This is a genomic window from Mesorhizobium sp. B4-1-4 (genome assembly GCF_006439395.2).
Classification (GTDB): domain Bacteria; phylum Pseudomonadota; class Alphaproteobacteria; order Rhizobiales; family Rhizobiaceae; genus Mesorhizobium.
In genome coordinates this window covers 4562550-4586175 of record NZ_CP083950.1, presented here as the reverse complement: position 1 = coordinate 4586175, position 23626 = coordinate 4562550, and the positions used below count along the sequence as shown (strand labels likewise).

The window sequence follows — 23626 nt, the reverse complement described above, 5'->3', positions numbered from 1 at the left end:
CACGTGGCCGGAAATTCCAAGTCGACAGAAGCAGGGCGCCGCCCCTCATCCGCCCTTCGGGCCCCTTCTCCCCGTGAACGGGGAGAAGGGGAGGACATCGCCATCGTCGGCGGCGGCATCATCGGCATCTGCGCGGCCGCCTTCCTTGCCGAGGCGGGGCTGGATGTCACGGTCTTCGACCGCACCGGCATCTGCGAAGAGACCAGTTCCGGCAATGCCGCCGCCTTCGCCTTCTCCGACGTGTTGCCGCTGGCCCACAAGGGCATGATCCGCCAGTTGCCGAAATGGCTGGCCGATCCGCTCGGCCCGCTCAGCATCCCGCCCACCTACCTGCCGAAACTCCTGCCCTGGCTATTCCGGTTCTGGCGCGCCGGCGCACCGGCGAAATACGAGGCCAGCCTCGCCACCCAGGCCGGCATGATGAGGCTTGCAGAAGCGGAGTGGATGGGTCTGCTCGATCGTTCCGGCACGCGGCCGATGCTGCGCGAGGATGGTTCGCTGGAACTCTACGAAAGCGAAGCCGAGTTCCGCGCCGCGCTGCCGGGCTGGGCGGCGCGCGAACGCTTCGGCATCGGCTTCCGCCATGTCGACGGCGAGGGGCTGGCGGCTCTGCAGCCGGGACTGTCGCCGCGCTTCGTCAAGGGCACGTTCGTGCCGGGCTGGAAGACGGTCGCCGATCCGAAACTGCTCGGCAAGGCAGTATGGGCCTATGCCGAGGCCAAGGGCGCCCGCTTTGAAACAGCCCTTGTCGACCGGATCGCGGCGGATCAGGACGGCGCGGCACTGACGCTGGCCGACGGAACCATCAGGCGCGCCAGGCGGCTCGTTGTCGCCGCCGGCGCCTGGTCGCATCTTCTGGCGCGGCAGCTCGGCGATCGCATTCCGCTGGAGACCGAGCGCGGCTACAACACGACCTTGCCGAATGGCGCCTTCGACGTGAAGCGGCAGCTGATCTTCTCCGGCCATGGTTTCGTCATCACGCCGCTCGACACGGGCCTGCGCGTGGGCGGTGCCGTCGAACTCGGCGGCATCGAGCGGCCGCCCAACTTCAGTAGGTCGAAAGCGCTTTTGCAGAAGGCGCAGCAATTCCTGCCGGGGCTCGATCCGTCGGGCGGGCGCGAATGGATGGGCTTCCGCCCCTCGCTGCCGGATTCGGTGCCAGTCATCGGCAATGCGCCGGGCGCCCGGTCGGTGGTGTATGCTTTCGGTCACGGTCATCTCGGCCTGACCCAGGCTGCGGCGACCGGACGGTTGATCCGCGAGCTCGTCCTGGGGCAGACTCCGTCCGTTGATCTGGCCCCCTTCAGCCCGCAACGGTTTTGATTTTCGAGGAGCGACATGGCCAAGAAATCCTTCTTCTGTATCGACGGCCACACTTGCGGCAATCCGGTGCGGCTGGTCGCCGGCGGCGGCCCTCTGCTGCAGGGTTCGACAATGATGGAACGGCGCGCGCATTTCCTTGCCGAGTATGACTGGATCCGCACCGGCCTGATGTTCGAGCCGCGCGGCCACGACGTGATGTCCGGGTCGATTCTCTACCCACCGACGCGCGAGGATTGCGACATCGCCATCCTGTTCATCGAAACCTCGGGCTGCCTGCCGATGTGCGGCCACGGCACCATCGGCACGGTCACGATGGCGATCGAGCACGGGCTGATCAAGCCAAGGACGCCAGGTGTGCTAAGGCTCGACACGCCGGCCGGCCTGGTCATCGCCGAATACAAGCAGGTCGGCGAATATGTCGAGGAGGTGCGCATCACCAACGTGCCCTCGTTCCTTTATGCCGAAGGGCTGACGGTCGAATGTCCCGGGCTCGGCGAGATCACCGTCGATGTCGCCTATGGCGGCAATTTCTATGCCATCGTCGAGCCGCAGGCGAATTATCGCGACATGGCCGACCATTCCGCCGGCGACCTCATTGCCTGGAGCCCGGTGGTGCGGCAGCGGCTGAACGAGAAATATGCCTTCGTGCATCCGGAGAATCCCGGCATCAACAGGCTGTCGCACATGCTGTGGACCGGCAAGCCGACGGTGGAAGGGGCCGACGCCCGCAACGCCGTCTTCTATGGCGACAAGGCGATCGACCGCTCACCTTGCGGCACCGGTACCTCGGCGCGGATGGCGCAGCTCCATGCCAAGGGCAAGCTCAAGGCAGGCGACGCCTTCGTGCATGAATCGATCATCGGTTCGCTGTTCAAGGGCAAGGTCGAAAAGGAGGTCACCGTGGCGGGCAAGCCGGCGATCATCCCCTCGATCGGCGGCTGGGCGCGCATGACCGGACTGAACACGATCTTCATCGACGACCGCGATCCGTTCGCGCATGGGTTCGTGGTCAAATAGGCGATTCATCACGCTACGGAAGGCATGAAGGCGCAAGAAGGAATGTCGTCAGCAGCGCAAGGAATCCCTTCATCAACTTATTTTGACGGCGATTTCTTCGAAACGGCGCGCATGATAGGGCTGAATCGTCAAAGACATTGCGTTATGCCAATGATAGGGTCCGCGATAGTCCAGAGGCCGGGTGCAAAAAAACGGGCAGTCGAAATGGCGTGCATTGGAAACGCGCATGTCGATCGAAAAATCACGTTGCAATCCGGGCTCGAAACTTTACGACTAGGGGAAATACGAAAAGGAATGCGTCTGCATGGGCGACATTCCAGGGGAGCCATGTACACATGCAGTACTTTGTCCAGCAGCTTATCAACGGGCTGACGCTGGGATCGATCTATGGGCTGATCGCGATCGGCTACACGATGGTCTACGGCATCATCGGCATGATCAATTTCGCCCATGGCGACATTTTCATGGTGGGCGCCTTCACCGCGCTGATCGTCTTCCTCATCCTCGGCGCGCTGTTCTATTCGGTGCCCGTGGTCATCGCGCTGCTGGTCATGATGATCGTGGCGATGCTGCTCACAAGCCTCTACAATTGGACGATCGAGAAGGTGGCCTACCGGCCGCTGCGCGGTTCGTTCCGGCTGGCGCCGCTGATCACCGCCATCGGCATGTCGATCGCGCTGTCCAATTTCGTCCAGGTCACGCAGGGTCCCCGCAACAAGCCGATCCCGCCGATGGTGTCGAAGGTCTACAACATCGACGGCGTCAGCGTGTCGCTGAAGCAGATCATCATCGTCATCGTCACCGCCCTTTTGCTGGTGCTGTTCTGGTACCTGGTCAACAAGACCTCGCTTGGCCGGGCGCAGCGCGCCTGCGAGCAGGACCGCAAGATGGCGGCATTGCTCGGCATCGATGTCGACCGCACCATCTCCATCACCTTCATCATGGGTGCTGCACTTGCCGCCGTCGCCGGCACGCTGTTCCTGATGTACTATGGCGTGGTGGCCTTCTCCGACGGTTTTGTGCCGGGGGTAAAGGCATTCACGGCGGCGGTGCTTGGCGGCATCGGCTCGCTTCCCGGCGCCGTGCTCGGTGGGCTCCTGATCGGCTTCATCGAGAGCATGTGGTCGGCCTATTTCTCGATCGACTACAAGGACGTCGCGGCGTTCTCGATCCTGGCTATCGTGCTGATCTTCCTGCCTTCCGGCATATTGGGCCGGCCTGAAGTCGAAAAGGTTTGAGACCATGGCCGTGACCGTATCTCGTGAGCGCGACACCGTCGCCAGCCCCATGCAGCGCGCCCTTCGGGAAGCGTTCTATGCCGGCGCCATCGCGCTTGGCCTGTTCGTGCTGTTCATCGGGCTGAAAACCGGTCAGAACATGTCCAATGAACTGGTCCTGACTCAGCGCTGGGGCTTGCTCACCGCCGTGGTGATCGCCACGGCCGTCGGGCGTTTCCTCTATGTCGCCTACGGCCAGCCCTTCATGGCCAACCAGAAGATCGCCGACGTCGCCACCGGTCTGTTACCGGCCAGCGTGGGGTCACGGTTCTTTCAGTTGCCGGCGTTCATCCTGGCTGTCGTCGCGGCCGTGCTGCTGTTCGTGTTGGGCAGCTCTCTCGCCGGATGGGTGGGAGCAGAACCGGCCGGCTATCTCCAATTCCTGCGCGCCCTGGCGGTCATCTATGTGCTGGGTTGCGTGATCTACTACTTCCGCGCCTTCATTCATGCCAACTTCACCAAATTGGGCATCACAGCGTTGGTGCTGTACCCGATTTTGGTGGTCGCGCTGCTGTCGCTGAACGCCTGGTCGATTGCTGGAGGGCTGCAGGGCTCGCTGAAATGGGTCGACAATTTCGGCATCCAGATACTGATCTATGTGATGCTGGCCTGGGGATTGAACATCGTCGTTGGGCTGGCCGGCCTGCTCGACCTCGGCTACGTCGCTTTTTATGCACTTGGCGCCTATGCCTATGCGCTTCTTGCCACGCATTACGGCCTGTCGTTCTGGATCCTGCTGCCGGCCGCGGGCTGCATGGCCGCCCTTTGGGGGGTGCTGCTCGGCTTCCCCGTGCTGCGCCTGCGCGGCGATTATCTGGCGATCGTGACGCTCGCCTTCGGCGAGATCATCCGGCTGGTGCTGATCAACTGGCGCGAGGTGACCAACGGCTCGGCCGGTATCTCCGGCATTCCCAAGGTTTCCTTCTTCGGCCTGATGACCTTCAATGTGTCGGACCCCAATTACATTGCCAAGGTTCTGCATCTCGCGACCTCGAGCGCCTATTACAAGATTTTCCTCTACTATCTGATCCTGGGCCTGTGCCTGCTTACCGCCTTCGTCACCATCAGGCTGCGCCGTCTGCCGGTCGGTCGTGCTTGGGAAGCCTTGCGTGAGGACGAGATCGCCTGCCGCTCGCTCGGCATCAACACCACCACAACCAAGCTGACCGCCTTCGCCACCGGTGCCATGTTCGGCGGTTTCGCCGGCTCGTTCTTCGCCGCGCGGCAAGGCTTCGTCAGCCCGGAATCCTTCGTCTTCCTGGAATCGGCGATCATCCTGGCCATCGTCGTTCTGGGCGGCATGGGCTCGCTGGTCGGCATCGCGGTTGCCGCGATGGTGATGATCGGCGGCACCGAGGCGTTGCGCGAACTCGACTTCCTCAAGCAGGTCTTCGGGCCTGATTTCACACCGGAACTCTACCGCATGCTTCTGTTCGGCATGGCCATGGTGATCGTCATGCTGTGGAAGCCGCGCGGCTTTGTCGGCAGCAGGGAACCGACGGCCTTCCTGAAGGAGCGAAAAGCGGTCTCAGGCTCCTTCACCAAGGAGGGCCACGGCTGATGGATGCGAACACACAAATGAACGACGCCATCCTGCAGGTCGATCACCTGTCGATGAAGTTCGGCGGCCTGGTCGCCATCGGCGACCTGTCCTTCACCGCCAAGCGCGGCGAGATCACGGCGCTGATCGGCCCCAACGGCGCCGGCAAGACCACCGTGTTCAACTGCATCACCGGCTTCTACAAGCCATCGGAAGGCATGATCACGCTCAACCGTGCCGATGGCTCGAGCTATCTCCTGGAACGATTGCCCAACCACGAGATCCCTGCGCGCGCCAAGGTGGCGCGCACCTTCCAGAACATCCGCCTGTTCTCGGGCATGACGCTGCTGGAAAACCTCCTCGTCGCTCAGCACAACAAGCTGATGAAGGCTTCGGGCTATACGGTGCTTGGCCTGTTCGGTTTCCCGAGCTACCGGCAGGCTTCGGCCGAGTCGATCGAGCTCGCAAGGCATTGGCTGGAGAAAGCAGACCTCGTCGATCGGGCCGACGATCCGGCCGGCGACCTGCCCTATGGTGCGCAGCGGCGCCTCGAGATCGCGCGCGCCATGTGCACCGGTCCGGAGCTTCTGTGCCTCGACGAGCCGGCGGCCGGCCTCAACCCGAAGGAATCGGCCGCTCTCAACAAGCTGCTGATGGACATCAAGAACACCTCAGGGGCCTCGATCCTTTTGATCGAGCATGACATGTCGGTGGTCATGCAGATTTCCGACCATGTCGTGGTTCTGGAATATGGCCGCAAGATCTCCGACGGCAATCCGCAGTCGGTGCGCACCGATCCGCGCGTCATCGCCGCCTATCTCGGCGTCGATGACGAGGAGGTCGAGACCGTGCTGACCGAAGTCGGCGACGAGGACGTCATCGAACAGCTCGATACCGGTCCCGACGCCGCGCATGGCCCGGGCACCTCGGCGTCGTATCTGGCCGGACCGGTGAGTGACACGGTCAGCCACAGCGAGGGCGAGCGCGTCACCGTGTCGAAAGGCGCCTCGAAGGCTGCGCAGATCGACGCGCGTACCGTGACCGTGGCGAGCAAAGCCGTTGTGGCTAAAGCTGAACGGGCGACAAAGCCGGCTTCGGCCGCCAAGCCGCTCGCGAAAGCGGCAGCAAAGAAGCCGGCCGCCAAGGCACCCACGGCAAAGGCCGAGGGCGTTTCGAACCGTCTCGCTGCTCCGCGTGGCGGCAAGGCCGACAACCTGACCCGCATCAAGGGCATCGGTAAGGTCAACGAGAAGAAGCTCAACGATCACGGCATCTTCCACTTCGACCAGATCGGCGCCTGGAAGAAGGCCGACGTCGAGGCCGCCGAAGCCTATCTCGCCTTTGACGGGCGCATAGAGCGCGAGGAGTGGGTCAAGCAGGCCAGGCTGCTCGGGCAGGGCAAGGACACGGAATTCTCGCGCCGCGTCGATGCGGGCAAGGTGGCGACCAGCCATGCGTCGGCAAAGAGCGCCGGCGCGGCTTCCGGAAAAACAGCCGCCGCCAAGCCTGCGACCGGCAAGCGCGGAGGAGGCAAGTAATGGCCGGTACGACACTGCTCGATATCAAAGGTGTGCAGACCTATTACGGCAACATCCGGGCGCTGAACGGCGTCGACGTCACCGTCAAGCAGGGCGAGATCGTGGCGCTGATCGGCGCCAACGGCGCCGGCAAGTCGACGCTGATGATGACCATCTTCGGGGCTCCACGCGCCCGCACGGGAAGCATCACCTTCGCCGGCACCGACATCACCCAGTTGCCGACACACGAGATCGCGCGCCTGCGCATCGCCCAGTCGCCGGAAGGACGCCGCATCTTCCCGCGCATGACGGTGATGGAGAACCTGCAGATGGGCGCCAGCCTCGACAACCTCAAGCACTATGCCGAGGACGTCGAGAAGGTGTTCACGTTGTTTCCGCGGCTCAAGGAGCGCATCGCCCAGCGCGGCGGCACGCTCTCGGGCGGCGAGCAGCAGATGCTGTCGATCGGGCGCGCGCTGATGGCGCGGCCGAAGCTGCTTTTGCTCGACGAGCCGTCGCTCGGGCTGGCGCCGCTGATCGTCAAGCAAATCTTCGATGCCATCCGCGAATTGAACCGCACCCAGGGGCTGACGGTGTTCCTGGTCGAGCAGAACGCGTTCGGCGCGCTCAAGCTCGCCAACCGCGGCTATGTCATGGTCAACGGCAATGTGACGATGAGCGGCACCGGCAAGGAACTGCTCGCCAATCCCGAAGTGCGCGCCGCCTATCTCGAAGGCGGCCACCACTGAGTTCAGGAGTCTCCACCATGCAAGGCATTCTCTACGAGGAACCGTCGATCTGGCAGTTCTTCTTCGTCACCTGCCTGCTCGGCGGCTGGGCGGCCTGGATGACGGGCAAGGCCAGCGCCCAGACATGGCGCAGCTTCATCCAGCTGTTCGCCTATCTGCTGGGCCTCGGCATCGGCATCCGGTTCATCCATCACGCGCTGTTCGACGGCACGATGTTCTCGCTGCATTACTATATCGTCGACACCATCGTGCTGATGATACTGGGCTTCATCGGCTATCAATACACGCGAACCAACCAGATGGTGACACAATATAATTGGCTCTACGAAAGAGCTTCAATCTTGAGCTGGAAACCGAAAGGTTGAGGTTCATCATTAACGCCGCTTCGGGGATGAATCGGCGTGACAAGTGCCTGAAAATCGGCAAACTATGCTTTCTGCGATAAGGGTGGGCATCGCATGAAAGCTTCATTCACGCCCACTCCGTTAATGGGAGCGTTTCAATGAAAAAGTCACTATTGTCCGCCGTCGCCCTGACCGCGCTGGTCGCGTTCGGCGGCAACGCGTGGGCTGATGTAATGTTCGGCGTCGCCGGTCCGATCACCGGTCCGAACGCGGCCTTCGGCGCGCAACTGCAGAAGGGCGCAGAGGCCGCTGTCGCCGCGATCAATGCCAAGGGCGGCATCAACGGCGAGCAGATCAAGCTCGAAGTCGGCGACGACGTCTCGGATCCGAAGCAGGGCATCTCGGTCGCCAACAAGTTCGTCGGCGACGGCGTCAAGTTCGTGATCGGTCACTTCAACTCGGGCGTGTCGATCCCGGCCTCGGAAGTCTATGCCGAAAACAATATCGTCGAGATCACGCCGGCCGCGACCAACCCGAAATTCACCGAGCGCGGCCTGTGGAACGTGTTCCGCACCTGCGGACGCGACGACCAGCAAGGCAGCATCGCCGGCGCTTATATCGCCGCGAATTTCAAGGATGCCAAAGTCGCTATCGTGCACGACAAGACCCCTTACGGCCAGGGTCTCGCCGATGAAACCAAGAAGGCGATGAACGCCGCTGGCGTCAAGGAAGTGATGTATGAAGGTGTCAATGTCGGCGACAAGGACTTCTCGGCGCTCATCGCCAAGATGAAGGAAGCCGGCGTCACCCTGATCTACTGGGGCGGCCTGCACACCGAAGCCGGCCTGATCATCCGTCAGTCCGCGGACCAGGGCCTCAAGGCACCGATGATGTCGGGTGACGGCATCGTGACGGACGAACTCGCCGCGATCGCGGGCGACGCCGTCGCCGGCACGCTCAACACGTTCGGCCCCGACCCGCGCCTGATCCCGGCCAACAAGGAACTCGTCGAGAAGTTCCGCGCGCAGGGCTTCGAGCCGGAAGCCTACACGCTCTATGCTTATGCCGCCGTGCAGGTTGTCGCCGAGGCGGCCGCCGCCGCCAAGACCAACGACCCGCAGGCCGTTGCCAAGGCGATGCATGAGAACGGCCCGTTCCCCACGGTTCTGGGCGATCTCGCCTATGATGCCAAGGGCGACCCCAAGCTGCCGGGCTACATCATGTACGAGTGGAAGAAGAAGGACGACGGGAAGTATTCCTGGTTCCCGAAATAAGCCGCTCAGGCAGGTTTGACATTAGTGATGCCCGGCGCTTCGCGCCGGGCATTTTCTTTGGCGCGTCCCGGCGGCGGATGGCCTTCTTTGCCAACTCCTCCCAGCAGGGAAAGATCGCATCCAGGATCGAAATTGTCGCCATTGTTCCGTCCGTTCGAACGAATGCGTGCGAGTGTTGGCCGGATAATCCATTTAAATCGGTTTAACTTAGCGTCGATTTTGTTTGCGCTGCAGCATTTTCACGCTAATCATTGCGCCGATTTCTCTTCCCTTCCGCTACTGGAGCCCAGTCCTTGGCAATCACGAAGATCCTCGTCGCCAACCGGTCAGAAATCGCCATCCGCGTCTTTCGCGCGGCCAACGAACTGGGCCTCAAAACCGTGGCGATCTGGGCCGAGGAAGACAAATATTCGTTGCACCGCTTCAAGGCCGATGAAAGCTATCAGGTCGGACGCGGTCCACATCTCAACAAGGACATGGGGCCGATCGAAAGTTACCTGTCGATCGAGGAAGTGATCCGCGTCGCCAGGCTTTCGGGCGCCGATGCCATCCATCCGGGCTACGGGCTGCTGTCCGAAAGCCCCGAATTCGCCGAAGCCTGCGCGCAAGCGGACATCACCTTCATCGGCCCGAAGCCGGACACGATGCGCCGCCTCGGCAACAAGGTCGCGGCGCGCAACCTCGCCATCGAGGTTGGCGTGCCGGTGATCCCCGCCACCGATCCGTTGCCGGACGACATGGAGGCGGTCAAGAAACTGGCCAAGGAGATCGGCTATCCCGTGATGCTGAAGGCCTCCTGGGGGGGCGGCGGACGCGGCATGCGCGCCATCCGCTCCGAGGCCGATCTTGCCCGTGAGGTCACCGAGGGCAAGCGCGAGGCGAAGGCCGCCTTCGGCAAGGACGAGGTCTATCTCGAGAAGCTGATCGAGCGGGCGCGCCACGTCGAGGTGCAGGTGCTTGGCGACACCCATGGCAATGCCGTGCACCTGTTCGAGCGCGACTGCTCGATCCAGCGCCGCAACCAGAAGGTGGTCGAGCGGGCGCCAGCGCCATACCTTGAAATGTCGCAGCGCGAGGAGCTCTGCGGCCATGCGCTGAAGATCGCGCGCGAGACCAGCTATATCGGCGCCGGCACGGTCGAGTTCCTGCAGGACGCCGATACCGGCAAGTTCTACTTCATCGAGGTCAATCCGCGTATCCAGGTCGAGCATACGGTGACCGAGATGGTGACCGGCATCGACATCGTCAAAGCCCAAATCCACATTCTTGACGGCTTCGCGATCGGCACGCCTGAATCGGGTGTGCCGGCACAGAGGGATATAAGGCTGAACGGCCATGCCTTGCAGTGCCGCATCACCACCGAGGATCCCGAGCACAATTTCATTCCGGACTACGGCCGCATCACCGCCTATCGCGGCGCCACCGGCTTCGGCATTCGGCTGGACGGCGGCACCGCCTATTCCGGCGCGGTCATCACCCGCTTCTACGATCCGCTGCTGGAGAAGGTGACGGCATGGGCACCGACACCGGCCGAGACCATCGCGCGCATGAACCGCGCACTGCGCGAGTTCCGCATCCGCGGCGTCGCCACCAACCTCACCTTCCTCGAAGCCATCATCAACCACCCGAGCTTCGCCGATAATTCCTATACGACGAAGTTCATCGACACGACGCCGGAGCTGTTCCAGCAGGTCAAGCGCCAGGACCGCGCGACCAAGCTGCTCAACTATCTGGCCGACGTCAGCGTCAACGGCCATCCCGAGACGCGCGGCCGGCCAATGCCGAAGGCCGATGCGGCCGCACCCGTCGTGCCCTACCTCAACGGCAACGTGCCCGGCGGCAGCAAGCAGAAGCTCGATGTGCTCGGCCAGGAGAAATTCGCGGCCTGGATGCGCGAGCAGAAGGAAGTGCTGGTCACCGACACGACGATGCGCGACGGCCACCAGTCGCTGCTCGCGACCCGCGTGCGCACGCATGACATTGCCGGCATCGCCGGCACCTATGCGCGCGCCCTGCCGCGGCTTCTGTCGCTCGAATGCTGGGGCGGCGCGACCTTCGATGTCGCCATGCGCTTCCTCACCGAGGACCCGTGGGAGCGGTTGTCGCGAGTGCGCGAGGCAGCCCCCAATCTGTTGCTGCAGATGTTGCTGCGCGGCGCCAATGGCGTCGGCTACACCAATTATCCCGACAATGTCGTGCAGCATTTCGTCAAGCAGGCAGCTGCCGGTGGCATCGACCTGTTCCGCGTCTTCGACTGCCTGAACTGGGTCGAAAACATGCGGGTCGCCATGGACGCTGTCGGCGCCGAGGGCAAGCTGATCGAAGCAGCGATGTGCTACACCGGTGACATTCTCGATCCCGCGCGCGCCAAATACGACCTGAAATATTATGTCGGTCTGGCCAGCGAATTGCAGGCCGCCGGCGCTCATATCATCGCGGTCAAGGACATGGCCGGCCTATTGAAGCCGGCGGCCGCCCGCGTGCTGTTCAAGGCGTTGCGCGAGGCGACCGACCTGCCGATCCATTTCCATACCCACGACACGTCGGGCCTGTCGGCGGCAACAGTGCTGGCGGCGGTGGAGAGCGGCGTCGACGCCATAGACGCGGCTATGGATGCCTTCTCCGGCAATACATCGCAGCCTTGCCTGGGCTCGATCGTCGAGGCGTTGAAGGGCACCGAGCGCGACCCGGGCCTCGACCCGCAATGGATCCGCAAAATCTCGTTCTACTGGGAAGCCGTGCGCAACCAGTACGCCGCTTTCGAAAGCGACCTAAAAGGGCCGGCTTCGGAAGTCTATTTGCACGAAATGCCGGGCGGACAGTTCACCAATCTCAAGGAGCAGGCGCGCTCGCTCGGGCTGGAGACACGCTGGCACGAGGTGGCGCAGGCCTATCACGACGTCAATCTGATGTTCGGTGACATCGTCAAGGTGACGCCGTCGTCCAAGGTCGTCGGCGACATGGCGCTGATGATGGTCAGCCAGGACCTGACCGTTGCCGATGTCGAGAACCCGGCCAGGGACATCGCCTTCCCGGACTCGGTTGTCTCGATGCTGCGTGGCGATCTTGGCCAGTCCCCGGGAGGCTGGCCGCCAGCCTTGCAGAAGAAGGCGCTGAAGGGCGACAAGCCGATCACCGTGCGTCCCGGTTCGCTGTTGAAGCCGGCCAATCTCAAGGCCAGCCGCAAGGAGATCGAGGAGAAGCTGGAGCGCAAGCTCTCGGAACACGAATTCGCTTCGTGGCTGATGTATCCGAAGGTGTTTTCCGACTTCGTCGCCGCGCAGGAAACCTATGGTCCGGTCAGCGTTCTGCCGACGCCGACCTACTTTTACGGCATGAAGCCGGAAGACGAGATCTTCGTCGACATCGAGAAGGGCAAGACGCTGGTGGTGCGGTGCCTGGCCATCGGCGATGTCGACGAGAAGGGGATGGTCACCGTGTTCTTCGAACTCAACGGCCAACCGCGGCGTGTGAAGGTGCCCGACCGTGCGCATGGCGCTTCCGCGGCCAAGGCGCGCCGCAAGGCAGAGCCCGGCAACGAGGCGCATGTCGGTGCGCCGATGCCGGGGGTGGTCTCCGCACTTTCGGTTGCCGCCGGTCAGGCGGTGAAGGCCGGCGATGTGCTGCTCTCCATCGAGGCGATGAAGATGGAGACGGCGCTGCATGCCGAACGCGACGGCACGGTCGCCGAGGTTCTGGTGAAGGCCGGTGATCAGATCGATGCGAAGGACCTGCTCATAGCTTTCAATTAGCCAGGCATTCTTGGTGTGGATGGCTGTCGGCTTCTGGCGGCAGCCTCACGGCTCGCTCGATAACAGCTTGACCCGCCGGCCCCGGTCGGGCATCGAACCGCTGAAATTCGCCGCGGCACGTTTTGCCGAGTCGCGGCGCGGAACCGATTTTGGAGAAAAACATGGCCGACGATATCACCGAGACCAGCCAGACTGTTGCCGCCGGCCAGCTGCGTGCCTTCATCGAGCGCATCGAGCGGCTCGAGGAAGAAAAGAAGACGATCTCCGATGATATCAAGGAAGTGTTCGCCGAGGCCAAGGGCACCGGCTTCGACACCAAGGCGATGCGCACCATCGTCCGCCTGCGCAAGAAGGACCAGGCCGAGCGCCAGGAGGAGGATGCCATCCTCGATCTGTACATGGCCGCGCTCGGCATGGTGTAAGGAGACCGTTTGGAAACTCTACTCCGGCGGCTACCTGATGGTGTTTTCCGCGCCTCCGTTGCTCACGGACCCAAGTGTCCGCTGCGCTACGGTTCTCGAAACCACCACCATATGACTCGCCGGAGCGAATTTCGAAACGGTCTCGGCCAGGATGTGCGGGACACCCGGCCATGAGTGAGTTCGACTTCGGTGGCCGACGGGCCTCGGAGTTCCGCCACCGCGGCTTCTGGACGCAGTTCGCCGAGCGTCACCCGGAAGAGAGAGCCCGGCTGGCGCGGCGCGGGCCCTGGTTCTGGCAGCGCGGGCTGCCCGACTTCGCCCTGGTCCTTTCCATGTATGTCGCGCCGGCGCAAAACCATGTCGGCGTGTTCTTCGGCCGCAACGAGAAATTCGGCGCCACGCAAAGCTGGTCGCGGCTGAAGCCGTTCCAGCCGGCGATCGAAGGCCGGCTGAGGCTCAGGCCGGAGCAGAGTTGCGAGGGCCTCGGCATCAACTCGATGTGGCGGGTCAACTGCTTTGCCGAGGACAACTGGCCTGCGATGGCTGACTGGCTGGTTACGGAATGCTCGCGCGTCGAGCGCGCCGTCGTCGAGGTGCTGGGAGACGACGGGCGGCCGCAAATCTGACGACTCCGCTCGTGCCTTGCTGCCCGGCTTCAGTTTGATCGCTCATCATGGCCAATTTCGTCCAGCTCCTGCTGCAGAGCCAGTCGATCGAGAGATCCTATCGGCAGGTTTACGAACAGTGCGATGCGGTTGCTCATCATGCGAAAGGCCTCGGCGAAAGCAAAATGCCGCTCGGCTTCGGTGCCTTCGGCCTTGGCCGGATCCGGTACCGCCCAAAGTGCCGTCATCGGATGGCCGGGCCACACCGGACAGCTTTCATTGGCCGTGCTGTCGCAGACGGTGAAGACGAAGTTCATTTCCGGTGCGCCGGGTTTGGAAAACTCGTCCCAACTTTTCGACCTGGCGAAGGACGTGTCGTAGTTCAGGCTCTCCAGCAGCTGCAGCGCATGGGGGTTGACGGTTCCCTTCGGCCGCGAGCCGGCGGAATAAGCCTTGAAGCGGCCGGCACCGAGACGATTGAGAATGGCCTCGCCCATGATCGACCGGGCCGAGTTGGCGTTGCAGAGAAAGAGGACATTGTAGACATGGTCGCCCATTGCGAACTCCTCCGTGTTTGCGCTGCAAATGACAGAATATGATGAGTGTCACAGTTCTGTGATCGTACACGCTTTGACGGCAGATTTCTGCATTGTCAGCGCTGAATTTCGTGGCGTCCTGCCGTCGATACGCGGCCGAAACCTTCGGCGTTGCACTTGAGCGAGGCTCGATTGATGAACGAGGTTGATCCATCGGGCGCGGTGCCCAGGGGAATCGGTGACAAAACCGGTTTCTTCCGTTCGCGCTGGCGCGGCACCGTGCCGCTCGATCGCTTGTTCTGGCGCGACATGGTCTTCGTAGCCACCACTATCAGCATCGCCTCATCGGTGGCGGCACTTGTCCTGCTCAGCCTGAAGCTGCCGCTTGTCCTGGTGCTGGCGGTGCATTTCGCGCCGGTGCCTTACAACATCTTCCTGACATGGGCCGTGTGGCGGACGGCCGAGAAAGTTGGCGGCGCCAAGGCTTCGCTCGTCATGCTGGGGTCGGCGCTCTGGCTGATCGCGACAGTCGTCGTCTGACGCGGGCTGCCTGCCTATGAAATCGCGACAGTCGTCGTCTGACGCGGGCTGCCTGCCTATGAAAAAGGGCGGCCGGAGCCGCCCTTCGCAGGAAATGTCGACCGGGCCCTGTTCAGGCCGCCGGCTCGAATTTCAAGGCCACGCCGTTGATGCAGTAGCGCAGGCCGGTCGGCGGCGGGCCATCCTCGAAGACATGGCCGAGATGGCTGCCGCAACGGGCGCAGTGGCATTCGGTGCGGACCATTCCGTAGCTGCGGTCGACCGTGGTCTCCACCGAGCCCGGGACCGGGTCGTTGAAGCTCGGCCAGCCCGTGCCGCTCTCGAACTTCAACTTGGATTCAAACAGCGGCTGGTCGCAGCCCGCACAGGAAAAGGTGCCGGCGCGCTTCTCGTAGAGCAGGGCGCAGCTTCCCGGCTGCTCGGTGCCATGGCCGCGCATGACGGCATATTGCTCCGGTGTCAGCCGGGCGCGCCATTCGGCATCGGTGCGGGTGACGGGGTAGGTGTGGGTGTCCATTTGATCTCCTCAGCCTTGGCGGCTCGTTATTGGTTGCAGCCTCATATTCGCGTCAACATAGGCATTTGTTACACGCCTGCCCAGCACCGATGTGTCCCGAGGGCTCAGTGCTTCCTTGAAAGCTGCTTCGTCGCGGCCTCAAGCCCGGCGAGCGTCAGCGGGAACATGCGGCCGCCGAAGATATCGCGGATCATGGCGATGGAATGGGTATAGTCCCAGTTCTTTTCGCTCTCCGGATTGAGCCAAACCGCGTTCGGCCATTGCCGCAGAAGGCGGCCGAGCCAGACGGTGCCGGCCTCCGGATTCCAGTGCTCCACCGAACCGCCGGGGTGCGCGATCTCGTAGGGGCTCATCGAGGCATCGCCGACGACGATCACCTTGTAGTCCGGCCCATATTTGTGGATAAGGTCGAAGGTCGGGATCGTCTCGGCATGGCGACGTCGGTTGTCCTTCCACACGCCCTCGTAGAGGCAATTGTGGAAGTAGAAATATTCGAGCTGGCGGAATTCGGCACGCGCGGCCGAAAACAGCTCTTCGACGCTCTTGATATGATTATCCATCGAGCCGCCGACATCGAAGAACATCAGCAGCTTCACGGCGTTGCGGCGCTCGGGCCGCGTCTTCACATCGAGATAGCCGTGCTCGGCCGTGGCATGGATGGTGCCGGGCAGGTCGAATTCTTCCTCAGCACCCTCGCGCACCCAGCGGCGCAGCCGCTTCAAGGCGATCTTGATGTTGCGGGTGCCGAGCTCGACCGCATCGTCGAAATTGCGGAACTCGCGCTTGTCCCACACCTTGACCGCGCGGCGGTTGCGGCTTTCGTGCTGACCGATGCGCACGCATTCGGGATTGTAGCCATAGGCGCCGAAGGGCGAGGTGCCGCCGGTGCCGATCCATTTCGAGCCACCCTGATGACGCCCCTTCTGTTCCTCGAGCCGCTGTTTCAGCGTCTCCATCAGCTTGTCGAAACCGCCAAGTGCTGCGACCAGCTTTTTCTCTTCCTCGGTCAGGTGCTTTTCAGTTAGGCGGCGCAGCCATTCCTCGGGAATGTCGGCGACATCGACGGCATCCGGTCCGCCCAGTGCCTCGATACCCCTGAAGACATGCGCGAAGACCTGGTCGAAGCGGTCGATGTGGCGCTCGTCCTTCACCAGGGCGGCGCGGGCGAGGTAGTAAAAACCCTCGACGTCATAGTCGACCAGCCCGGCTTCCAGCCCCTCCAGCAACGACAGATATTCCCGCAAGGAGACCGGAACACGCGCTGCCTTCAGCTCGAGGAAGAAGGGGATGAACATCGGCTATCCACCAAAGAGGAAAGTAGGCAAGACGCGAAACCACCGTCTGGCGGGCAATATGGGGAAGTCGATAAGGTCCTGGCGACCGAGCAGCAGGAGTTCCCCCAGGAAGCCGCCTCTTTCCTCCCGGTGGTTGCGATAGGCAGCCGCCAGTTCGTCCAGTTTAGCAGGCGTTTGCACCACCTCATCAGCTATGTTGTCACCGATTGCCCCCGCAACGGTGGAAACCGAGTTGGTCAGTTCGCTAAAATGTTCTGGGCTGCAAAGAATCCGTTCGGTGTGCCCGAGTTCGTGCAGTTCGTAGTTCAACTGCCGACAGAGACCATCCAGATGAGCATACTGATAGCGTGGATGAGCTGGGTTCAACAGGAATGCAACCTCCCTGCAATCAACGTCATGCGACAGATTGCCGAAGCTATACACCCAAGCCTCGGGATTGGCAGGTTCCCGTTGCCGCCACTCCTGCCAGAGAGGTCCAATCAGGCGCCGAAACGCTTGTTCGGGCAATTGCCAGTTGTCCGGTGCAGGCCAACTATGCCAACAGCCTTCAATTGCAGCGATAAGATGCCGGACGACGGACAGTCGAATCTCGAATGGATCAGATACTATCTGTTCAATAAAGGCATCAAGTTGCGCGAAGGACTGCTTTCTTAGCCCACGCTCCCGCAACTCGAGATATCCGATATAGCTGGCATAGAGCGGCTGGAACTCGCTTTCCTGCAAGACCGCGCTTATGTGTTTCAGAGCCTCAAACCGGTCAGCGTTCCAGATCGGCCTTGCGCGCTCTGCCGGCGATTTCATCAGAGCAGATCATACTCGATGAAGCCGGTGCGGCGCGCGACACGGTCGTAGAGCTTGCGCGCGGTGGCGTTGGTCTCGTGCGTCATCCAGTAGACGTTCTTGACGCCGATCTTGCCGGCCTCCTGCTTCACGGCTTCGATCAGGGCCGCACCTATGCCCTTGCCGCGCACATCCGGGTCGGCGAACAGATCCTGCAGATAGCAGTTGTTTTTCTCCGACCAGCCGGAGCGGTGGTAGAGATAGTGGGTGAGGCCGACGGCTTTGCCGTCGAGCGTGGCGATGAAACCCTTCGGCTCGAATTCGCCTTCCGTAAACAGCCGTTTCCAGGTGACGGCGTAGACTTCTTCCGGCAGCTTCGTCTCGTAGAAGGTCAGATAGTCGGTCCACAGGCGGCGCCAGTCGGCGTGGTCGGATTGCGCGAGCGGCCGGACGATGATTTCGGACATTTCTGTTTCCCTTCGATGCTTCGGCCCGAAGCTGCGTCAATGGCCGCTTGCCGGCAACGGTCCACAGCATGGGAAAGCGCTGTTGCTGTCAGCCTAGCCCTGCCGTCTCGCCATGAAGGCAAGGCGCTCGAACAGATGCACGTCCTGCTCGTTCTTGAGCAGCGCGCCGTGCAGTTTCGGCAGGGCGTTCTTCGGGTCGGCGCGTAGATCCTCAGGCGCGATGTCGTCGGCGACCAGAAGCCGGATCCAGTCGAGCGCCTCGGAGGTCGACGGCTTCTTCTTCAGCCCCGGCACCTCACGGATTTCGTAGAACTGGGTCAACGCCGCCCGCACCAGGTTCTGCTTGATGCCGGGATAGTGCACGTCGACGATTTTGTGCAGCGTGTCGACGTCGGGAAAGCGGATGTAGTGGAAGAAGCAGCGGCGCAGAAAGGCGTCCGGCAGTTCCTTCTCGTTGTTGGAGGTGATGATGACGATCGGCCTGACGGCGGCGCGGATGGTCTCGCCGGTCTCATAGACGAAGAACTCCATCCGATCGAGTTCCTGCAAGAGGTCGTTGGGGAACTCGACATCGGCCTTGTCGATCTCGTCGATCAGAAGCACGACCTTCTTGCCGGCGGCAAAAGCGTCCCAAAGCTTGCCGCGCTTGATGTAGTTCTTGATGTCGTTGAACCTGCTATCGCCGAGCTGGCTGTCGCGCAGGCGCGATACGGCATCATACTCATAAAGGCCTTGCTGCGCCCGCGTCGTCGATTTGACGTGCCATTCGATGAGCTCCAGCCCAAGTGCCGCCGCCACCTGGCGGGCGAGTTCCGTCTTGCCGGTGCCGGGCTCGCCTTTGACCAGCAAGGGCCGCTCCAGCGCGATCGCCGCGTTGACCGCCACCATCAGGTCCTTGTCGGCGACATAAGCCGCCGTGCCTTCGAAACGCATCTTTGCTCCTCGGTTCGTTCCGGGCGACCGTAAGGATGCGGCCCGGCCGGCGCAAGGGTGGGCAGGTGATGGCGAGCCGTGAGAACCGCAGGGAAAGAATGCCAACTCTCTGGTGCTCAGGGCACCATCGGCCTATATTGGACGAGACGGTCTGCGCTTCCCGGCAGGAGACACTTTTCCCCGGGGCCTTAACGATCCTTAGGGAGCTGTCCCTGGGAAGACCCGTGGGTTTTCTCACACGGCGCCCACCTACTTTGTAGGCACCCGGGATCGACCTCTCCACCGGTTGTGTGGATCGTCACCTGCCGAAGAGGCCATATTGGGCGGATTTTGTCGTCGCGCCACTTTGTGCGGGCTCACGAATGAAAAAGTTCGCTCCGCTGTTTATCGTTTACGCATGATCTTTTCACCGAACCGCTGACACTTCGGTGGATCATGCGGTAGAAAACGTCGCTCCTAAAACTCCATCCAAATCTGACCTTTTCTACCATGGTTACATGACATCCTTAAAAGACCTGAAAAAACAGCTGCGCAAGGAAGCACTTGGACGCCGCGATGCGCTTGATGAATTCTGGCGGGTGGAAGTCGCGCTGGAAATGGCTGAGACGGCGCGCGACCAGATTGCCTTCGAGCCCGGCCAGGTTGTTTCCGGCTTCTGGCCAATGCGCTCGGAGGTTGACGTGCGGCCGCTGATGTTCGCCATGCGCGAGAAGGGCGCGAGGCTTTGCCTGCCTGCCATTCTCGACAAGACCACCATCGTCTTTCGCGAACTGGTGCGCGGCGCGCCGATGGTCGAGATGGGCTTTGGCACGGTCGGCCCGCACGAAGAGGCCGAGGTGCTCGACCCCTCGGTGATGCTGGTGCCGCTCGCCGCTTTCGACAAGCGTGGCCATCGCATCGGCTATGGCGCCGGCTATTATGACCGTGCCATCGCCAGGCTGGTCGACAAGGGAAAGCCGCCGCGGCTGATCGGAATTGCCTTCGACTGCCAGGAGGTCGCGCTGGTGCCCGACGAAGACCATGATGTCATCATCCCGGAAATACTCACCGAGAGCGGGTTGCGCCGCTTCACGCCAGAATTGTAGATAGTTCTTTGGAACGCATGATCTTTGCCGAAAAGTCATGCAACTTTTCGGGATCAAGCGCAGATGAGACTTCTCTTTCTCGGCGACATGGTCGGCAAGACGGGCCGCACGGCGGTATGGGAACAACTGCCCGGCCTGATCTCCGACTTCAAGCTCGATTTCGTCATCGTCAATGGCGAGAACGCCGCTGGCGGTTTCGGCATCACCGAAGAGATCTTTCGCGAGACCATCGCGGCCGGCGCCGATGTCGTGACCACCGGCAACCATGTTTGGGACCAGCGCGACGCACTCGCCTTCGCGCCGCGTGAAGAGCGCTTCCTGCGGCCGTCCAATTTTCCCAAGGGCACGCCCGGACGCGGCTCCGGCGTTTACATCGCCAGAAGCGGCGCGCGCGTGCTGGTCGCCAACATCATGGGCCGGGTATTCATGCATCCCGAACTCGACGATCCGTTCCAGGCTGGCGAGCGCGAGCTTGCCGCCTGTCCGCTCGGCGAACAGGCGGATGCGGTGGTCATCGACTTCCACGCCGAGGCGACCTCGGAAAAGATGTGCTTCGCGCATTTTGTCGATGGCCGCGCCAGCCTCGTCGTCGGCACCCACACGCACCAGCCGACCGGAGATCACCAGATCCTGAACGGCGGCACGGGCTACATCTCCGACGCCGGTATGTGCGGCGACTACGATTCTTCGCTCGGCATGGACAAGGAGGAGCCGCTCAACCGGTTCCTGTCGAAAGTGCCCAAAGGGCGCTTCGAGGCAGCGACCGGCCCGGCGACATTGTGTGGCCTCGGCGTCGATATTTCCGACCGCACGGGGCTGACCGAGCGGATCGCGCCGTTTCGTCGCGGGCCGCGGCTCGAAGAAACGGCTCCGTCCTTCTGGTCATGACATTGATATGCTGGAGTATAGTACCTAACTGGCGACGAAACTGCTCTAGATCGTAGGGGACGACCTCCATGCAGCTCGTTGAATTCCTGGCGCCGCATTTTCAATTCGTTTCTGATCCAACCGCCTGGGTCGCGTTATTGACGCTCGTGGTGCTTGAGATTGTACTCGGCATCGACAATCTGATTTTCATCTCGATCCTGACCAACAAGCTGCCCGAGGGGCAGAGGGCCCGTGCCCGCCGGCTCGGCATCTCGGCGGCGCTGATCATGCGGCTGGTGCTGCTCGCAACCATCTCGATCATCGTCCAACTGACGACGCCGGTGTTCACTGCGTTAGGCCATGGTTTCTCCTGGCGCGACCTGATCCTGATCGCCGGTGGCCTGTTCCTGGTGTGGAAGGCGACCAAGGAAATCCATCACACCGTCGATCCCGAGGATCACCAGGACGCGATGTTGGGCGAGACGCTCAAGATCTCGCTTGCCGGTGCGATCTTCCAGATCCTGCTGCTCGACCTCGTCTTCTCGATCGATTCCATCATCACCGCCGTCGGCATGACCGACGAGATCGTCATTATGTACGTCGCCGTGATCGCGGCAGTCACAGTGATGATGCTGGCCGCCGGGCCGCTGGCGGACTTCATCGCCAGGAACCCGACCATCGTCATGCTGGCGCTGGGATTCCTCTTGATGATCGGCATGACGCTGATCGCCGACGGCATGGGCTATCATGTGCCCAAGGGCTACATCTACGCGGCGATGGGTTTTTCGGCCCTGGTCGAAGGGCTCAACATGCTGGCGCGCAGCCGGAAGAAGTCGAAGTCCGGCGGCGGACACTGAGTTTTGAGTGGGTTGTACGCTCAGCATCATCGACCGGCTGAATCGCATCTCGAAGGCTGAACGCGACCGGAAAATCTCCGGATTGGGGGAATGTCGCGGGTTCTGTGCCCCCGCGCCATGGCGCGGCTGGACGAATTGAGCCGATTTATCTATAAGCCGGCCATTCCGAGATAGAGTGCCCTGCGTCCTGACGGACACGCCAGAGGCGTTCTGAAATTTGTATCAGAGCATTTTGCAAAACGCCCGGTGGAGTTCACCTGGCTGCCGATGCTCTAGCCGAACACGACAGGGGTGCCATGGCTGGCCATTCACAGTTCAAGAACATCATGCACCGCAAGGGCCGTCAGGACGCGGTGCGGTCGAAAATGTTTTCCAAGCTGGCGCGCGAAATCACCGTCGCCGCCAAGACCGGCACGCCCGATCCTTCGATGAACCCGCGCCTGCGCCTTGCCGTCCAGAACGCCAAGGCGGTGTCGATGCCGAAGGACAACATCCAGCGCGCCATCAACAAGGCGTCGATGGGGGACGCCGAAAACTACGAAGCCGTGCGCTATGAAGGTTATGGTCCCGGCGGCGTGGCGCTGATCGTCGAGGCACTGACCGACAACCGCAACCGTTCGGCCTCCAATGTCCGTGCGGCCTTCACCAAGGCCGGTGGGGCGCTTGGCGAAACCGGTTCGGTGTCGTTCATGTGGAACCGGGTCGGCGAAATCTACTATCCGGCCGCCGCCGGCAGCGCCGACAAGGTCATGGAGGCGGCGATCGAGGCCGGTGCCGACGATGTCGAGTCGGATGAGGAAGGCCACACCATCTACTGCTCCTTCGAAAATCTCGGCGAAGTGTCCAAGGCACTGGAAGGTTCACTCGGCGAGGCTGAATCGGTGAAGCCGATCTGGCAGCCGCAGAACAATGTTCCGGTCGACGAGGAGCGCGCCCAGTCGCTGATGAAGCTGGTTGCCACGCTCGAGGACGACGACGACGTGCAAAGCGTGTACGCCAACTTCGAAGTCGACGACGAGACCTTGGCCAAGCTTAGCGCGGCGTGAGCGACCAGATATGAGCGGAGCTCAAGCTGGGATGAGCGAGAAGCCATTGCCCGCCGTCCGCATCACCTATTGCACGCAGTGCCAGTGGCTGCTGCGCGCCGGCTGGATGGCGCAGGAGCTGCTCTCCACCTTCGGCACCGATCTCGGCGAAGTGACGCTGGTGCCCGGCACCGGCGGCATCTTCACCATCTCCTGTAACGAGGTGCTGGTCTGGGACCGCAAGCGCGACGGCGGCTTTCCCGATGCGGCGAAGCTGAAGCAATTGGTGCGCGACGTCATCGATCCCGACCGCGATCTCGGCCATTCCGACAGTAAGGGCCATAAGTCAAAAGACCCCACCTAGGCAGGATCCTTCGAGCAGGGCTTCGCATTTACCGCGACGCGAAGATGAAGCAGCCCAGCGCCACGATGGCGGTGACGGCGCGGACGTGGTTCCACATCACCCAGTCGCTTAGATAGTCGGTCCATACGGCCGCGCCATTGCTGCTGGCCGGATCGATGGCGGCCAACGCGTCGTTGAGCGGCACGTTGAAGACCATGGTCACGATCGGGTTGCCGACAAGATAGATCAGTGCGCCGGCGAGAAGCCAAAACGAACCTGGCTGGCTCCAGCCGACGACCGCGCCGGCGATGAGCACGAGGCAGACCAATCCGGTGCCGAAAAGTGCCGTCATGAAGGTTGGCGTGATGACGGTGATGTTGATCGAATTCATCGCGGCAATGCCACCGGCCGCGGGCAGACGGGCAAGTGCCGGCATGACGAAATTGGAAAAGGCGAAGAACACACCGCCGACGACACCGGCGCCGATCGCGGCGATGAAGGTGAGGGTGGGAAGGAACTTCGCGATCATGTCAGTTGCTCCAGATTGGGGTGGCGGCGTTT

24 protein-coding genes and 1 other RNA gene are annotated in these 23626 nt (G+C 62.2%); 18 read left to right on the top strand and 7 right to left on the bottom strand.

Features of this window, described 5'->3' with window-relative positions; translation table 11 throughout:
• The first annotated feature begins 3 nt into the window (after positions 1-3).
• The 11 genes from FJW03_RS22075 (at position 4) to FJW03_RS22025 (ending at position 13841) form a co-directional block, all read left to right on the top strand.
• Positions 4-1323, top strand: a complete 1320-nt coding sequence (locus FJW03_RS22075; RefSeq protein ID WP_140761014.1) for an NAD(P)/FAD-dependent oxidoreductase — start codon at positions 4-6, stop codon at positions 1321-1323.
• 15 nt (positions 1324-1338) lie between these two features.
• The gene (locus tag FJW03_RS22070) at positions 1339-2340 is read left to right on the top strand and encodes a 4-hydroxyproline epimerase (protein ID WP_140748075.1); all 1002 of its coding nucleotides are present in this window, start codon (positions 1339-1341) and stop codon (positions 2338-2340) included.
• A gap of 335 nt (positions 2341-2675) precedes the next feature.
• Complete coding sequence (locus FJW03_RS22065; RefSeq protein WP_140608388.1) at positions 2676-3578, top strand: branched-chain amino acid ABC transporter permease; 903 nt, start codon at positions 2676-2678, stop codon at positions 3576-3578.
• A gap of 49 nt (positions 3579-3627) precedes the next feature.
• Complete coding sequence (livM, locus tag FJW03_RS22060) at positions 3628-5178, top strand: high-affinity branched-chain amino acid ABC transporter permease LivM (protein WP_413466513.1); 1551 nt, start codon at positions 3628-3630, stop codon at positions 5176-5178.
• Positions 5178-6695: an ATP-binding cassette domain-containing protein gene (locus tag FJW03_RS22055; protein WP_140761010.1), complete on the top strand. Its 1518-nt coding sequence runs from the start codon at positions 5178-5180 to the stop codon at positions 6693-6695. Before livM ends, FJW03_RS22055 begins: the two co-directional genes overlap by 1 nt.
• Positions 6695-7423, top strand: coding sequence for an ABC transporter ATP-binding protein (locus FJW03_RS22050; RefSeq protein WP_140608382.1), 729 nt, complete (start codon positions 6695-6697; stop codon positions 7421-7423). The genes FJW03_RS22055 and FJW03_RS22050 overlap by 1 nt, the downstream gene beginning before the upstream one ends.
• A gap of 17 nt (positions 7424-7440) precedes the next feature.
• Complete coding sequence (locus tag FJW03_RS22045) at positions 7441-7788, top strand: DUF6867 family protein (RefSeq protein ID WP_140697456.1); 348 nt, start codon at positions 7441-7443, stop codon at positions 7786-7788.
• Positions 7789-7925: 137 nt separating this feature from the next.
• Positions 7926-9041, top strand: a complete 1116-nt coding sequence (locus tag FJW03_RS22040; RefSeq protein WP_140697459.1) for a branched-chain amino acid ABC transporter substrate-binding protein — start codon at positions 7926-7928, stop codon at positions 9039-9041.
• Between the two features lie 293 nt (positions 9042-9334).
• Positions 9335-12793, top strand: coding sequence for a pyruvate carboxylase (pyc, locus tag FJW03_RS22035; RefSeq protein WP_140761008.1), 3459 nt, complete (start codon positions 9335-9337; stop codon positions 12791-12793).
• Between the two features lie 161 nt (positions 12794-12954).
• Complete coding sequence (locus FJW03_RS22030) at positions 12955-13215, top strand: DUF2312 domain-containing protein (RefSeq protein WP_140761006.1); 261 nt, start codon at positions 12955-12957, stop codon at positions 13213-13215.
• 170 nt (positions 13216-13385) lie between these two features.
• On the top strand, positions 13386-13841 hold the full coding sequence (locus FJW03_RS22025) for a hypothetical protein (protein ID WP_140761004.1): 456 nt from the start codon (positions 13386-13388) through the stop codon (positions 13839-13841).
• Between the two features lie 29 nt (positions 13842-13870).
• Here FJW03_RS22025 and FJW03_RS22020 read toward each other — a convergent pair whose 3' ends face one another.
• Positions 13871-14377 (bottom strand): arsenate reductase ArsC, encoded by a 507-nt coding sequence (locus FJW03_RS22020; protein ID WP_140694816.1) that lies wholly within the window; start codon positions 14375-14377, stop codon positions 13871-13873.
• A gap of 174 nt (positions 14378-14551) precedes the next feature.
• On the opposite strand from FJW03_RS22020, the gene FJW03_RS22015 reads away from it, so the two are divergent.
• Positions 14552-14896 carry a hypothetical protein gene (locus tag FJW03_RS22015; RefSeq protein ID WP_140761001.1) on the top strand — a complete coding sequence of 115 codons (345 nt, stop codon included), beginning with the start codon at positions 14552-14554 and terminating at the stop codon, positions 14894-14896.
• A gap of 112 nt (positions 14897-15008) precedes the next feature.
• On the opposite strand, the gene msrB is transcribed toward FJW03_RS22015, so the two are convergent.
• From msrB to FJW03_RS21990, 5 genes are all read right to left on the bottom strand, one after another.
• On the bottom strand, positions 15009-15413 hold the full coding sequence (gene msrB / locus FJW03_RS22010) for a peptide-methionine (R)-S-oxide reductase MsrB (protein WP_140760999.1): 405 nt from the start codon (positions 15411-15413) through the stop codon (positions 15009-15011).
• A gap of 104 nt (positions 15414-15517) precedes the next feature.
• Positions 15518-16708: a vWA domain-containing protein gene (locus tag FJW03_RS22005; RefSeq protein ID WP_140760997.1), complete on the bottom strand. Its 1191-nt coding sequence runs from the start codon at positions 16706-16708 to the stop codon at positions 15518-15520.
• A gap of 3 nt (positions 16709-16711) precedes the next feature.
• Positions 16712-17509 carry a hypothetical protein gene (locus tag FJW03_RS22000; protein WP_140760995.1) on the bottom strand — a complete coding sequence of 266 codons (798 nt, stop codon included), beginning with the start codon at positions 17507-17509 and terminating at the stop codon, positions 16712-16714.
• Positions 17509-17955, bottom strand: a complete 447-nt coding sequence (locus tag FJW03_RS21995; RefSeq protein WP_140760993.1) for a GNAT family N-acetyltransferase — start codon at positions 17953-17955, stop codon at positions 17509-17511. Before FJW03_RS21995 ends, FJW03_RS22000 begins: the two co-directional genes overlap by 1 nt.
• Before the next feature lie 93 nt (positions 17956-18048).
• Positions 18049-18888: an AAA family ATPase gene (locus FJW03_RS21990; protein WP_140760991.1), complete on the bottom strand. Its 840-nt coding sequence runs from the start codon at positions 18886-18888 to the stop codon at positions 18049-18051.
• Between the two features lie 145 nt (positions 18889-19033).
• Here FJW03_RS21990 and ssrS point away from each other — a divergent pair.
• From ssrS to FJW03_RS21960, 6 genes are all read left to right on the top strand, one after another.
• Positions 19034-19189, top strand: a non-coding RNA gene (gene ssrS, locus FJW03_RS21985) — 6S RNA.
• Positions 19190-19385: 196 nt separating this feature from the next.
• On the top strand, positions 19386-19973 hold the full coding sequence (locus FJW03_RS21980) for a 5-formyltetrahydrofolate cyclo-ligase (protein WP_140608356.1): 588 nt from the start codon (positions 19386-19388) through the stop codon (positions 19971-19973).
• Positions 19974-20036: 63 nt separating this feature from the next.
• A complete protein-coding gene (locus tag FJW03_RS21975) occupies positions 20037-20861 on the top strand; it encodes a YmdB family metallophosphoesterase (RefSeq protein ID WP_140760988.1) in 825 nt (274 codons plus the stop codon).
• Positions 20862-20929: 68 nt separating this feature from the next.
• A complete protein-coding gene (locus tag FJW03_RS21970) occupies positions 20930-21697 on the top strand; it encodes a TerC family protein (RefSeq protein ID WP_140694832.1) in 768 nt (255 codons plus the stop codon).
• Positions 21698-21993: 296 nt separating this feature from the next.
• Entirely contained in the window at positions 21994-22743 is a 750-nt protein-coding gene (locus tag FJW03_RS21965) for a YebC/PmpR family DNA-binding transcriptional regulator (RefSeq protein ID WP_140760986.1), read from the top strand.
• Between the two features lie 31 nt (positions 22744-22774).
• A complete protein-coding gene (locus FJW03_RS21960; protein WP_226890430.1) occupies positions 22775-23086 on the top strand; it encodes a SelT/SelW/SelH family protein in 312 nt (103 codons plus the stop codon).
• A gap of 28 nt (positions 23087-23114) precedes the next feature.
• On the opposite strand, the gene FJW03_RS21955 is transcribed toward FJW03_RS21960, so the two are convergent.
• Positions 23115-23594 carry a DUF1772 domain-containing protein gene (locus FJW03_RS21955; protein ID WP_181173146.1) on the bottom strand — a complete coding sequence of 160 codons (480 nt, stop codon included), beginning with the start codon at positions 23592-23594 and terminating at the stop codon, positions 23115-23117.
• Positions 23595-23626: the final 32 nt, after the last annotated feature.